Here is a 14,543-nt window from a genome sequence, read left to right on the forward strand (position 1 = left end):
TAGAAGCCAAATGGGAAGGTTGGGGATCAATAAAAACGTTTTCACCCATTTTGCACATATTGGGCTTTCTCTAATGATCTCCGTACCTTAAGGAGGAATTTATTTCTATGAAAAATTTGTTCATTGTTGTGTTGTTGAGCCTGTGTTATTTTTCTTCTCAAGCCCAATATCTTAAGTATGGCTTTACAGCTTCCACATCGGTTTATACCGAACTTACTGGTGCTACAGCTGTTTCAACCAGCACGTCGGCCATGGATTTTCTTGGAAACAATAAAACTTCGGTGCCTATTCCGATTGGATTTACTTTCAACTTCAATGGCAGCAATTACACCCAGGTAGTAGCCAGTTCAGATGGCTTTCTGTCGTTTAATACATCTGCCACATCAACACCGATAAACAATCTCTCGGGTACCTTATCAACCCGGCGTCCGCTACTTGCGCCGCTCTGGGATGATCTGAGTGGCACGACCGCGGCCTCGGCAGCCAGGTATGTAACAACCGGTGCCCCCGGTGCAAGAACCTTCACGATGGAATGGTTAAACTGGCAATGGAGTACAACCAACTCCGGCCCTGCTATATCTTTCCAGGTGAAGTTAACAGAAGGCACAAACCACATTTCTTTTCACTACCGGCAAGACTCCGGTGCAGTAATAAATGGCTCTGCTTCTATTGGCATAGCATCAACTGCAATGGGACCAGGAAGCTTTCTATCGGTTGATAACACCGGCAGTTCACCTGTCGCCAGTTTATCAAACGAAGTAGCTACGACCAGCACGAAACCTGCAACAGGGCAGGTATATACTTTCTACCCGCTTCCTGATTGTGCTGGTCTGCCAGTTGGTGGCACTACCGTAAACAACAATCGTTTAACTTGTTTGAATGCTGCCGCTTTGCTTGATGTAAAGGAAGGTTCTACCGCTGCTAACCTAAGCTTTCAGTGGCAATCTTCAGCAGATGGCCAGAACTGGACCGACATTCTATCCGGAAATCTTCCTTTTTACCCAATTCCGTTGCTAACCAATCAGCAGTACTATCGGCGGAGAACCAGCTGTTCTGGTAGTGATGCCTATTCAACTCCGCTTCTGTTAACACCGGGCAGTGCGCCCCTAAACGACAACTATTGCGGCGCATTACCGTTAACCATCGGCGCTGTACCGCTGTGCGCCAACACAACCTGTGCAACCTCGGTAAATGATCCCCTATTTTCGAAGAGCACACCAAATAATACCGTTTGGTACACCTATACACCAACTACTTCCGGCCCTGCAACAATCGTATTATCCCGGCCACAAGACTTAGGGTCCGGCTTTCTCGACGGTTGGCTGGGTGTATTCACTACCGCTGCAAGTTGCCCGGCGCCGGTATTTACCGAAGTGCCGTCGTCCCTTGCTTTTAACCTTTCTGCAATCCCTGAAGTAACCCTAACAACGCCCAACCTTACAGCAGGAGTAACCTATTTTTTAATGGTTGATGGATCTGCGGGCTCATATGGCAATTTCTGTATCCAGGTCGTTCCAAATCCTGTAATACCGGGTTGCACAGCTAATGTTTCGCCTTTAAATGGGAGCACGGTTAATGCCTCCTTTGCTGTTCTCAGTTGGAACCGTGTTCCAGATGCAACAGCTTACGACATCCTGGTAAGTGAAGACAGCGGCGCAACATACCGGTTAAAAGCAACCGTAACAGCGAATACTGCCACGTCAACAACGATTTCAGACCTGAGTCCGGGTGCAGTGTATTACTGGTATGTGTTGCCAAAAAGCGGCGGCGGTGTTGCTACCGGTTGCCAGGGCTCAGCGTCGATGTTTAGCACTGCGTCGCCCCCAACGTGCTCCGACAGCTATTTGTCTCCGGGATCAAATGCCATGGCAGTACCCGTAAATTCTCCGGTCGTATTTGAGTGGACCGGAGTGTCAGCATCCAGCTCTTACGATCTCTTTATCGATACAACCTATCCTCCAAGGATGTTGTACAGAAACATCGTAACTACAACCGACACGGTTCCGCTGTTGCTGTTTAATACAAAGTATTATTGGACTGTCAGGCCCAGGAACTCTTTTACTGCAACAGGCTGCCGGATTGATTCCTTCACCACAGCTCCTGCTGTAACAACATGCACCCCGCTTTATGGAAGAGGTGTAGCAGTAGGAGACTCGCTTGTGCTATTCCGGTTAAACGGGGAGAGTGGAAGCCAGCTCAAAAATTCTCCTGCGGTCTCAAACAGTAGTTATAGCGATTACTATAATGCTTCCAATGTCATGCTCGGTGCGGGAAATGCGTATGTCGGCTTCGCACGAACCGGCGCAAGCAGTAACCGGATAACTATTTGGGTCGACTTAAACGATAATGGCTTCTTTGAAGCGTCAGAAAGGTTGTTGAATAACCAGGATATTACCAGTAGTGCAATGGGTACTTACTTCAGTTTATCTATTCCACCAAACGCGACACCGGGCGAACACCGGATGAGGGTTAGAGATGTATATAACGAGGTGCAACCGGTAGATGCCTGTAACTCTTATATGTATGGCGAGTCGGAGGATTACAAGGTCACGATCCTCACGACATCGGCTGTGAAAAGTATCTCTCCGGGCGCACCGGGCAGTTGTTTGCCATTAGCTTCTACTACCATCGACACGGCCAGCAACAATACACGCTACTTCGTGCCTATCCTGGATACTGCCGGCAACATGGTGATGTCCATCAATGCTGCCGGGAACAATTTGGGAAAGATTACAAATTCTTCTTTTTTCGTTAATCCCGGTACGGTAAGAACATCTGCTGATGGCATCAAGTACCTTAATCGAAACTTTGGTATCGTAACCAATAATGCTATGCTGGCCACCCCGGTAATCCTGCGTTTTTACTATACAAACCAGGAGCTGAATGCGCTTCGGTTAGCCGACCCTTCCGTATCGGGTAGTCCGTCGATTAACATGAGCCAGTCGGCCATGATTTGCAGTAGTGCAGCCGCTCCTCCTGTGTTCGATTCATTATATATGCAGTTGGCCAGCGGTACAATGGGTAACGGTTATTTTGCTGACTTTCCCGTTCAGCGTTTCTCCGGCTTTTACCTGCATGGCCGGGCAAATACGTTGCCGGTTACAACGACTCCACTAAGGGGAGAACGTATAGGTAGCAAGGTGGTTTTGCGATGGTCGACGTTTAATGAAGTTAATAACCGTGGCTTCGAAGTTCAACGTTCCGGTAATGGTACGGACTACGAGGTAGTTGGTTTTATCGCGTCAAAAGCAGGAGGTGGCAATAGTGCGGGCAGCATCCCCTACGAGCTTACCGATAATGTCAATTCTTCCGAAGCGGTATACTACCGTTTAAGGCAAATTGATCATGATGGCAATAGCCGGTTTTCAAACGTTGTCAGCATTGCGGGCGCACCCACAGGCTGGTTGCAGGTCACCTCTATATATCCTAACCCTGCGGCGACATTTCTTAACTTGGCCGTCACTGCCCCCGTGCAAGACTTCGTAAAGATCAGCGTTTTTGATGCTACAGGAAAAATCGTGTTGCAGATGTCACAAGCCTTAGATAAAGAGGACAACCGCATTCAACTTAATGTCGGGCATTTATCACGTGGGGTGTACCTGTTAACGGTAAACTGTCGGGGCAATTGTGCACCTATTTCAACCAGGTTTAACCGGCAATAAACATCGAATGTTGCGGAACTAAAAGTTTGCTAAAGCAGCGCATTATCCCGGTGTAACTTTAACGAACCTGCGTCAAAGAGGAACACTGCCTGCCGAAACCAACCTCAGGCGCGTAAGCCACCATGCGAACTTAAGGTGAGCACAGCAAAACGATCCCGATTAAAGATTGCTCGTGTTGCACAAAAAGAGCTTACTCAGTGCGATTTACATAAACGTCAATCTCGATCATTGAGGCATTTTTTTGGTGACCGGCAGTGGAGCATTCTTGGGGCTCCGGTTGCCCGCCCGGATCAACCCGGTTCGGACGGGTGTCACTCACTTCTACGGCAACAATGCTATTGGGCTCTTTTATATTGCCTGGGGTCAGGCGCCATCGGATTGAAATTGATATTGTGTACCGGAACAAAGGCGGTGACATGGGTTAGATACATGCTCCCTTCGTAATGAACCAACCGAAAACAAGTACGCGAAGTACGACCTGAAATAGCTAGATGGTTAATCCGGATGCCTGAAAAAAGCACCTTTTAAAACCAGGTTGAATTATACTATTGGAATTAAAAAATTAATTAAAATAGCATTATATTAGTCGGGATATTCTATCGCTTAAACCTGCTTATACCAGTACGCCGAACAAGTCGGATACCGTCGTTTTCCCGGATCATATTTCAGCCGGCCGCAGGAGACCCTAATGTAGTTCAACCGACAATTTGGTAGGTTGATGGTAGCGACAAAAGAAGTCATATGTTTCCTGCATCTACGATAACACGAGTGATTAACTTTTTGATCAATAACCAAACAACTGTTTATGAGGTATTCATTTCTACCCAAAGTTTTCTTCCTGTTACTATTTCTTGGCGGCAAAGTATTCGCCCAGTCGGATGAGCCGTGCAATGCAACCCAGTTAACGGTGGGCAGCAACCTGAATTGTTCAGGTGCAGTTTCTGCCTGTATCAATCCACCCACGTTTACCAACAGCACAAGTTCATCGTCGGGGGTAACGCTGCCTGCGATAACCTGCGGTGATTTCGCAGCTTCTACCCGCGACTTCTGGTATAGGGCAACGGTTCCCGCAAGCGGAAAGCTGAGTATTACTGTTAGTGACAACGGTAGCGGTTCCCAGGTTTCATCATTTTGGGATATGGCGGTTTATACATCATCAAACCCTGCTGCCTGTGCCGGCAGTACGTTTACGCAGGTGGCTTCAGAATGCGAAAATGCCGAGTATCCCGAGATCCTCGTTATCCAGCCTGCTGGAACCGTTGTTTATATTCGCATGTGGCGCGAAGCTTTGTCTGATCAGGGGGAAAATCGGTGTTACTCAATTTGCGCACTTGATCCGCCCCCACCACCACCTTGTACATCAACTTTATTCCCCGCCGATGCAGCTACTGCTACTGCTGCCCCCGAGGGTATCCTGGCTTGGCGTTCCGTTGCGGGTGCAACAGGTTATAATGTTTATCTCTCCACCAGCAATCCTCCCGAGTTCGTAGGTACTGCTAGGGATACCATAGTTGGAATTAGTAATTTCCCATATAGTACTACTTATTACTGGCGTGTAGTTCCGGTAAACCAGGGCGGGGAAGCGGTAGGTTGTAACACCGTTTCCTCCTTTACTACCCGGGCCATCCCACCGCCGCCCGCAAACGACGACTGTGCAAATGCAATCACCATTGCCGGCACAGCCCCTGTGAATGGCACTACGGTAAGCGCAACACAAAGCCTTCCGGCAGTAGTGTGCGCAACGTACGAGGGCGATGCGAACGATGATGTGTGGTATAAGATTACTGCTACTCAATCAGGCGCTGGTACCATCACGGTTACTCCTCTTCTTTCTCTCGATCCCGTAGTAGTTGCTTACTCAGGTACCTGCGGCGCGCTAACCAACATTGGTTGTGCTGATGCTACCGTTGATGGCGAAACGGAGATACTTACATTAAACAACCTTGTAGCCGGCCAAACTTATTACATTCGGATATATGGATTTGATGTAGAGGGTACAGAAGGCGGTTTCTCGATCAGGCTTTCTGGTGCTGCACTTCCGGTAACCCTGAGTAACCTGAAGGGTGAAAGGATGGGCTCATTGAATAAACTCAGCTGGACAACCAATTCGGAGATCAATAACACCGGGTTTGAACTGCAACGTTCTATTGACGGCTTTACATTTACCCCAATTGGATTTGTGCCATCAAAGGCGCAAAACGGTAATAGCAGTGCTGCTATTCAGTACAACTTCAACGATCTCAAACCACTTGCCGCATCCAATTATTACCGGTTAAAACAGGTAGATAAAGACGGCAAATCTACCCTGAGCAATATCATCTCAATTAAGGGAGCAAAGCCGGTTACAGTTAGCTTGGCCAGCATATATCCAAACCCGGTTAAGGAATCTTTAAACCTGGTAATTTCCGCTCCTTCAAACATGAGTGCCGACCTGGTTGTAACTGACCTCGCCGGAAAGGTACTTATGAAAAAGGCGGCTCAGCTAATTTCGGGTGACAACAACCTGAAGATTAGTGTAGCAAATCTTCCTTCCGGCAACTACCTTGTAAAAGCCAGTTGCGCTAATGGTTGTGAAAGCGCAGTCAGAAAGTTTGTGAAAGATTAATCCTGCAATGGCTATAGCAAAAGAGGCTGCTTCCAAACGGAGCAGCCTCTTTCTATTTATGACATTGTTTCTTCTTTCTATGTACAAACCCGATCAACCTTTTGCAACGGGATTCAGGGAACTGGGGGTAATTGTTCGTTGCGTGTTTTCTTGCTGGCGGTTTGCAGGAACAGGCACCTTATTGTTTTTGTATAGATGAATAACAAAGTATCCCAGGATGCAAATGGACAGCACTACGATGATCGTGATCCAGGTATAAGGGTAGTCTTTGATCTGCCTTTTTTGCTGTTTCGACTTCCGCGCATTCAGGTGTATATGGAGGTCTTTATTTAGCTGGCGAACATAGCTATTCAGGCGCTCCTTGTTGTTGAATTCCTGTAGGCCGTCAACTGCGTCGTTGACAAAAGCCGAAGATGCAATCTTTTGTTCTATCCGGTGTATATCTTCATCCGGCAGATCGCCGTTAACGTACTTCAACAACTCGTCGTCATTAACCTCCTCGTCTTTACCCGATAATATGTCGTTCCAATTTGCCATCAGGTGCTCTTGATTTTCTTTTCTACAATGTTTTTAAGATTGCGTTTGCCATTTTGAATAAAGCTTTTTACCTGGAGCAGGTTGTACCCGGTAGTATCTGCTATTTGTTGATAGGATTGTTTTTGAAGATAGAATAAAGTTACACATTGTTTTTGCTCCTTACTCAATTCATCCAGCGACTGGGCGATCGTATTTAGGGTATGGTCTTTTTCAAGTAGCGCGGCACGTTGTTCGAGTTGGTCCTCAGGTTCCCCGGTGATGTTTGCACTAAGCTCTACGGGTATTCGTCCATGTCGATCCCTGATCTTCATGAGGCAATAATTTTTGGCTACCATATAAAGCCAGCTTTTAAAATAATCTACCCGGTACTTTCTTACTTCGGTAATTGCTTTTAAAAAGATCTGTTGTACGCTATCCCTTGCGTCCTCCTCGTTTTTCAGGTATTTCATGCAAACACCCAATAGCAGCATGGTATAACGCTGAAGCAGGGCACCCAGCCATTGATTATCGTTGTCGGCGTAAAACCGGTCGAGCAATTCTTTATCGGTGATATTTGCTAAGGGATCTTTAACCACGCTTCAAAGTAAATTGAATTCCACAATAGGATGCTTTCAAGCTGTTAAATCCATAAACGGTTATGCTGCAGATTAGCTGTGCAAAAAATTGCCCCAACGCAACAAGGTTAGGGTTGCAGATGGGGCAAGGGCTGTTGATGATGGGAGTTGTATGCGGAACGGTGCTGTCTATCGAAGTTATTAAACGAATAGATGATTTTGGGAAGGGGTCTATTTAGGAGCAGGGGTCATCCCGGCAACAATTACCGGCCAGACACCAACACTCGGTACGGTAATGCCTTTGTTGAGCCCCCGTTTCATACTGTCGAGCCCAAAGTAATATATCGGCCATCCTTTATACGTTAATTGTTTTTTGCCAAAAACATTTGCCGTTCCAAACAGTGTTTTATCAAGTGTTGATGGTACAACTACCTTGTCGGTCTCATAGATGGGCCATACGGCGTTGTTCGAAAAGTCGGCCCGTGTATACTTGTTTATGTTAAAGCTGTCTGGCTTGAATCCATAGAGGGTATTTCCTTTCTCGTCGGAGAAGTATAATGTTCTTCCTGTTCCTTCTGTATAATCGCTTTTGTAACTTTTTCCATTATTGCCCACCAATTGTGCGTTTACAAGCATGATCGAATAATCAGGTTTGGCCACAAACCAGATATTGCCAACACCTTCGCCTTTGGTTTCGTTTACAGCTTCCCTTACGTTTACCCCATTAACAACCGGAGCATAGTAGTATAAGGGCCAACTCTTGTATGTGGTTTGTCTTGCGCCTGAACTGGTGGTAATGGTGGCAAAATCTGCAATGTTCAACCCGGTTGGAAGTTTTTCCTGGGTGAGGTTTTCACCTGCATAATAGATGGGCCAAATATTCAAACAGCCACCTGAGCAATTGGTTTTGCCATCAAAATCGTTTGAAAAGTAGTAGAGGGTATACCCAAGCGAATCACTCAGGTATGAACCCAGTGTTGGGTTCGACTTAAGTTGAATAAGCGGAGCTGTGCTCGTTGGTACGAGCCGTTCATGTTTACAGGAGTTTGAGAATACAAGAATGGCAAGTACACATGCCTTTAACATCATGAAATTTTTCATAAAAAGTCTTTAGTAGTTGTACCGCACTGGCTGGCAGGGGCAGGTAATTGAATTGAGAATATTGCAGTTCTGCAGCTTTTGAATACGAAGCATGAACGCTGATGGTTGCTGCAAATAGAAACAAAATCTTGAAGCTGATCTGTTGTCGTTTCCGTTTACATTGATCTATTTATCTGAAAACGGGCATGTTCACGCATTTTTTCTTTCAATTGATGCTGGTTACATTCGCAGCCTCAAAAGACTAGAGTGATGAAAGAATTTGCACCTGATATTGCCCGTGAACTTAATATTAAACCACAACAGGTTGAAGCCGTTCTTAGCCTGCTGGATGAAGGTTCAACCATCCCCTTCATTGCCAGGTACCGTAAGGATAAAACCGGAAATCTTGATGAAGTTCAGATTCAACAGGTACAGGAGCAGGCAAAAGCACTTGTTGAACTCATGGAGCGTCGTGTATTCATCGAAAAAACAATCGATGAACAAGGTAATATGACCGATGAAATCCGGGCTAAATTACAAGCTGCTTTAACCATTGCTGAACTTGAAGATATTTACCTGCCATTTAAACCGAAACGCAAGACCAAAGCACAAACCGCCCGGGAAAACGGCTTGGAGCCGCTTGCCACAATGATCCTTGAGCAGCAAAACATTGATGTTGTTGCAAAGGCAAGTGAATTCATTAACGAAAAAGTTGCGAAAGCCGATGATGCCCTGCAAGGTGCGCGGGACATTATTGCCGAGATTGTAAACGAAGACGTGCAGGTTCGGGCAAAACTTCGCAAATTGTTTGAGCAGGAAGCCACCTTGCAAAGCAAGGTTGTGCCTGGCAAGGAAACTGAAGGCATTAAGTATAAGGACTATTTCGACTTTTCTGAACCCATTTCACGCGTTCCAAGTCACCGGATCCTGGCTGTGTTAAGAGGGTTTCTCGAAGGCTTTCTACGTATTGGCATCGGGCCTGAAGAAGACACAGCCATCGCGGGCATAGAAGAACAATTTGTTAAGGGAAGCAGCCCCTGTAATGAGCAGTTGAAGAAGGCAATCCGAGACAGCTACCGGCGGTTGCTTCAACCGGCACTCGAGAGCGAATTTAGGACAGGCTTAAAACAAAAAGGTGATGAGGACGCCATTAATGTATTTGCTGAAAACCTCCGGCAGTTGCTGCTAAGCTCACCACTGGGTAGTAAAAGAATATTGGCTATAGATCCAGGTTATAGAACCGGGTGTAAGGTGGTATGCCTTGATGAGAAAGGGTCGCTGCAAAAAACCGGTTTGATCTTCGTACATGAAGCTAACCGGCAGCACGATGCGGAACAGACCATCAGAAATATGGTTGAAGCGTACCAGGTACAGGCATTTGCTATAGGTGATGGAACTGCTGGCAGGGAAACTGAACAATTTATTAAGAAGTTAAACCTTGGCCTGCCTGTTTTTATGGTGAATGAAGATGGTGCCTCAGTATACAGCGCATCGGAAATCGCACGTGAAGAATTTCCCGACCACGATGTAACAGTCAGGGGAAGTGTTAGTATTGGTCGAAGACTGATGGATCCGCTGGCGGAACTGGTGAAAATTGACCCAAAGAGTATCGGTGTCGGGCAATACCAGCACGATGTAAACCAATCGAGGTTAAAGGAGCGACTGGATCAAACCGTGGAAAGCTGCGTGAACCAGGTGGGGGTTAACCTTAATACAGCCAGTAAACACCTGCTGAGTTATGTTAGTGGTATTGGCAACACACTTGCCGACAACATTGTGAAGTACCGGAATGAAAACGGGGGTTTCTCAAGCCGTAAGGACCTGCTTAAGGTGCCAAGGCTCGGCGCAAAGGCTTTTGAACAATGTGCAGGCTTCCTACGAATTCCGGGCGGTAAAAACCCTCTTGATGCCAGTGCCGTTCACCCGGAAACCTATCCCCTTGTTGAGCAGATTGCCGGCGACCTGAACACGGACGTATCCCACTTAATTGGTAATGAATCCTTGATAAAGCAGGTGACTATAAAAAAGTATGTCAATGAACAATTTGGGGAACTCACGATCCGTGATATCCTGAATGAGCTTAAAAAACCTGGTCTTGATCCCAGAAGTGAGGTGCAACAGTTTGAGTTTTCGAACATCTATAAGATTGAAGATGTTTCTGCAGGTATGATCATTCCGGGCGTGGTTACCAACATTACCCGGTTCGGTGCATTTGTCGACATTGGCGTTAAACAGGATGGGCTGGTGCACGTTTCTGAGATTGCTCACCGTTTTATTGAAGATCCAAATGAGGCATTAAAACTGGGGCAGCATGTAACCGTGAAAGTTACTGAAGTAGATGTAGCCCGTAAAAGGATTGCTTTGTCGATTAAGCAAGCTGAAGAAGCACCCCAGAAAAAAACCACTCCGGTTAAAAATGACCAGGCTCGTAAGCCAAAGGAACAGGAGAAAGCACTGCCGATGAATGACGCCCTGGCAATGCTAAAGAAGAAGTTTGGCAAATAGCCTCGTCAAAATTTTTTTATAGCGTTAATACCAGTGCTTCTAAAAGGCACTGGTATTTTTATTTATAAGAAGAAGTACAGCTGTTAAATGAAAAAACACCTTTTTCAACCGTTAGTGTAACATTTACACAAAATTATTCGGTTGAAAAAGGTGTTGGAGATAATGAAAGTAAATCGCTGAAAACCAATACCAGTAAGCGTTTGGCATTCTCTTACAGCATTTAGTGATAATTAAAAGGCCCGTAACTTGATTTACGGCAAGAAAAATCACGGGCTACTTTTACATCACAAACAAGCAAATAACTAAGCATTCAAAATGGCAAGCAAGTCGTTAGAGGCGATGCAAGCTAAAATAAAAAGTTAAAACCCGAACAGGTTCGAATAAAAATATTTTACGATTTTCATATGGCAAGCAATCGTTAGAGGTCGCTCCGTTTCTACGGAGGGACCCTTTTTTTTGGTATTGGTGTTGGGTATTGAGGTATTGGGTATTGAGGTATTGGGAAGAAAGTTGACTGGTTGATAAGTTGATTGGTTGATAGGTTGACTGGTTGAGAGGTTGGCTGGTTGATAAGTTGATTGGTTGGCTGGTTGATAGGTTGACTAGTTGAGAGGTTGGTAGGTTGACTAGTTGAGAGGTTGAGAAGTTGATTGGTTGAGAGGCATTGAAGCCTAGGGGGTCAATTTAATAGTCGCATTTCAGATTTCTGCAACGCACCAACACGGAAGTTGCCCAATTTCCACAATTGCCATTGATGACTCCACCATTCCTTCGCTTTCGAATTCGCAATGCGTTCATTTGTATACGCCGATCTCCAATTTGCTATACGTTCATCCGGATTACGCTAATCAGTCCATCCGCAATTCGCTAATCCGCAATTCGCTAATTCATAATCCACCCTTACGTCAATTATCGAATCCTCCGATCCGTCATTTTTCAATCCGCAATTCGCTTATTCGTAATCCGCCAATTCGCAATCCGCAATTCGCTAATTCGTAATCCGTCCATCCGCAATCACCTAGCTTTCCTGGCGTAGAATCTCCAGCGGTGGTTTAGATAAGATGCCCCTGCTATTAAACAAACCAATGAACATGGTAAGCAGTGCGATTGCTAGGAAAATCACCAGCAAAGGCAGCCACTCGGGTGTATAAGAAGTTTTAAACAAATACTCAGCAAGGAGCCAGCTTCCGATTAGTGATAACAATATTCCGGTAGCCGCAGCAAGCGCACCAAGGAAAAAGTATTCCAGTGCAGTGATGAATAAGATCTGTTTTCGGCTCGCACCCAACGTTCGCAACAACACACTTTCCTGGATACGCTGGTATTTACTGATGAGCACTGATGCGATAAGTACAACCAGGCCCGTGATAATACTAAACGCGGCCATAAACCGGATCACAAAACCAATCTTGCTCAGGATTTCATCGAGTGTTTTTATTACCAGTCCAAGGTCGATGATCGAGATGTTTGGAAAATTTTGAACAACAGCCTGTTGAAAACGGGCAGAAGCCTGTTCTGTTGCTACCCGGGTGAGCAGCACAAAAAATTGTGGAGCCTGTTCAAGTACCCCTTTTGGAAATACCACGAGGAAGTTTGTTTGAATACGGTTCCAGTCTACTTCCCTAAAGCTGCCCACGATGGTCGGCACAAGTGATCCCTGAACATTAAACACCATGGTATCGCCAATACTAATGTGCTGCCGTCGCGCAAAGCCCTGCTCGAGCGATACGTAAACGGTTCCATTGTCGGCCGTTGCACTACCATGCCATTCACCTTTGGTAATCTTTTCAGACTCCGTTAATGAGTCGCGGTAGGTAACACGGTATTCACGGGTAAATGCGCGGCGTGAAAAGCTGCTGTCGCCTGAGATGGTGGCTGCCGTTTTACCGTTGTATTGCTCAAGTCGCATGTTAACGATAGGCACCTCCTGTATGATGGGCAATGCGTGTTGCCGGGCAAGTGTAATGAGGGGTTCCTTTTGGGTTTTTTGAATGTCGAATAACACCATAGTCGGCTGATTGCCGCTTGCTGACAGTGTAACCCGCTTGAGCACCAATGTTTGCACTGCAAACAGGGTACAAATGAAGGCAGTCCCCAGCCCAATGGAAACCAGTAAGATGATGGTTTGGTTGTTTGGCCGGTACAGGTTTGCCAAACCTTGTCGCCACAGATAGCTCCAGGAGACCGGGAAGAACCGCCGGACGGTCCACATGACCAAATAAGCCATGGCGGTAAGCACCAGGAAAGCAGTAATGACACCGGCCGTAAAGAATAGCGCACGTTCAATGCTTTTCAGCTGCAGGTAGCTGAATGCTACAATAAACCCGACAATCAGAAGGTACACCAACCATTTCGCGGGATCTCGTGCAAGCTGGTTATCATTAGCGCTTATCCGCAGTGTGTTTAACGGCGATATCCTGCGCAAGGATATCAGGGGCAGCAAGGCAAACAACACTGAAATTACCAGGCCTAATATTATTCCCTGCGTTACTGCCCGCCACGAGATACCAGTTGTAATATCAACTGCGATGAAGTCGCGCAAAACAAAAGGGAGGAACTGCTGGATGAGCGTACCCAGTGCGGCTCCGATAACCGCGCCGATTAAGCCTATTCCGGCAATCTGGATCAGGTATATCAGGAACGCCTGCCTGGCTTTCACGCCAAGACACCGGATTACCGCAATGGAAGGAATTTTTTCTTTGATGTAGATATGGATTGCGCTTGCAACACCGATGCACCCAAGCAAAAGAGCGATAAAGCCAACCAGCGACAAGAAGCTATTTAAATCGCTGAACGAACGTCCGGTATCCTCTTTTTGACTCTCGATGGTATCGAACGACAGGCTATAGTGATTAAGCCTGGGTTCAAGCCGTTCTATGAGCGCGTTCATGTTGGTGGCCTGGTCGTATTTATAGTAGAACTTATAATTTATCCGGCTGCCCGTTTGTTGAAGCCCGGTTTGCTTCATGAAGCGCAATGGTATATACACGGTTGGCGCGACTGAAGCGGAAAGGCCCGTTTGGCCTGGTGCCTTAAGCAGGGTGCCGGCGATCACAAACGTCACTTTGCCAATTTTAACTGAGTCGCCGGGTTGTGCATTGTACTGGAGCATCAGGGTTCTGTCAACGACCGCAGCCTGCGTATCTCTAAACGCCTTTCCGGCCTGGGCAGGTTCCGTTTCAAGAGATCCATAATATGGGAACTCGCCATCAATTGCTTTTACCTGCACCAGCCTTGTGCCGCTGTTTTTGGGAAAAAAGATCATGGATGCAAAACTCTCTTCGCGCGAACGCCGGTCGCCAAGGGAGTCGAGCATTTTCTTTATGGGCCCGGTAACCTGCTTGTTAGCGGTGATTTCGAGGTCTGCTCCGAGAAGACTTGCAGCCTGCTGATCTATATCCCTTCGTACGTTATCACCAAGCGAATAAATTGCTACAAGTGCCCCGATACCCAGGATAATGGAAGATATAAACAGCAATAACCTCGACCGGTTGCGCCGGCTGTCACGCCACGCCATTTTAAAGAGCCATGGAAGGTTAAGGCCATTTGACTTTTGCATATGTATGTAGTAAATGTTGCAGCTAATGCTGCCGGATTTTG

At 46.4% G+C, this 14,543-nt stretch carries 7 protein-coding genes; 3 read left to right on the forward strand and 4 right to left on the reverse strand.

Annotated elements, in window-relative coordinates; translation table 11 throughout:
• Nucleotides 1-107 precede the first annotated feature (107 nt).
• Nucleotides 108-3,662 carry a GEVED domain-containing protein gene (locus EXU57_RS05530; protein WP_133267182.1) on the forward strand — a complete coding sequence of 1,185 codons (3,555 nt, stop codon included), beginning with the start codon at nt 108-110 and terminating at the stop codon, nt 3,660-3,662.
• Between the two features lie 805 nt (nt 3,663-4,467).
• Nucleotides 4,468-6,267, forward strand: a complete 1,800-nt coding sequence (locus tag EXU57_RS05535) for a T9SS type A sorting domain-containing protein (RefSeq protein WP_133267183.1) — start codon at nt 4,468-4,470, stop codon at nt 6,265-6,267.
• Nucleotides 6,268-6,360: 93 nt separating this feature from the next.
• On the opposite strand, the gene EXU57_RS05540 is transcribed toward EXU57_RS05535, so the two are convergent.
• The 3 genes from EXU57_RS05540 to EXU57_RS05550 all read right to left on the reverse strand — a co-directional run bounded on the left by EXU57_RS05540 (nt 6,361) and on the right by EXU57_RS05550 (nt 8,459).
• Nucleotides 6,361-6,804, reverse strand: coding sequence for a hypothetical protein (locus EXU57_RS05540; protein WP_133267184.1), 444 nt, complete (start codon nt 6,802-6,804; stop codon nt 6,361-6,363).
• Nucleotides 6,804-7,379, reverse strand: coding sequence for an RNA polymerase sigma factor (locus EXU57_RS05545; RefSeq protein ID WP_133267185.1), 576 nt, complete (start codon nt 7,377-7,379; stop codon nt 6,804-6,806). The genes EXU57_RS05540 and EXU57_RS05545 overlap by 1 nt, the downstream gene beginning before the upstream one ends.
• 210 nt (nt 7,380-7,589) lie before the next feature.
• The gene (locus tag EXU57_RS05550) at nt 7,590-8,459 is read right to left on the reverse strand and encodes a hypothetical protein (protein WP_207955401.1); all 870 of its coding nucleotides are present in this window, start codon (nt 8,457-8,459) and stop codon (nt 7,590-7,592) included.
• A gap of 249 nt (nt 8,460-8,708) precedes the next feature.
• On the opposite strand from EXU57_RS05550, the gene EXU57_RS05555 reads away from it, so the two are divergent.
• Nucleotides 8,709-10,943, forward strand: coding sequence for a Tex family protein (locus EXU57_RS05555; RefSeq protein ID WP_133267186.1), 2,235 nt, complete (start codon nt 8,709-8,711; stop codon nt 10,941-10,943).
• 1,018 nt (nt 10,944-11,961) lie between these two features.
• On the opposite strand, the gene EXU57_RS05560 is transcribed toward EXU57_RS05555, so the two are convergent.
• Nucleotides 11,962-14,502 (reverse strand): ABC transporter permease, encoded by a 2,541-nt coding sequence (locus EXU57_RS05560; protein ID WP_133267187.1) that lies wholly within the window; start codon nt 14,500-14,502, stop codon nt 11,962-11,964.
• Nucleotides 14,503-14,543: the final 41 nt, after the last annotated feature.

This window comes from Segetibacter sp. 3557_3 (assembly GCF_004354985.1).
Lineage (GTDB): Bacteria > Bacteroidota > Bacteroidia > Chitinophagales > Chitinophagaceae > Segetibacter.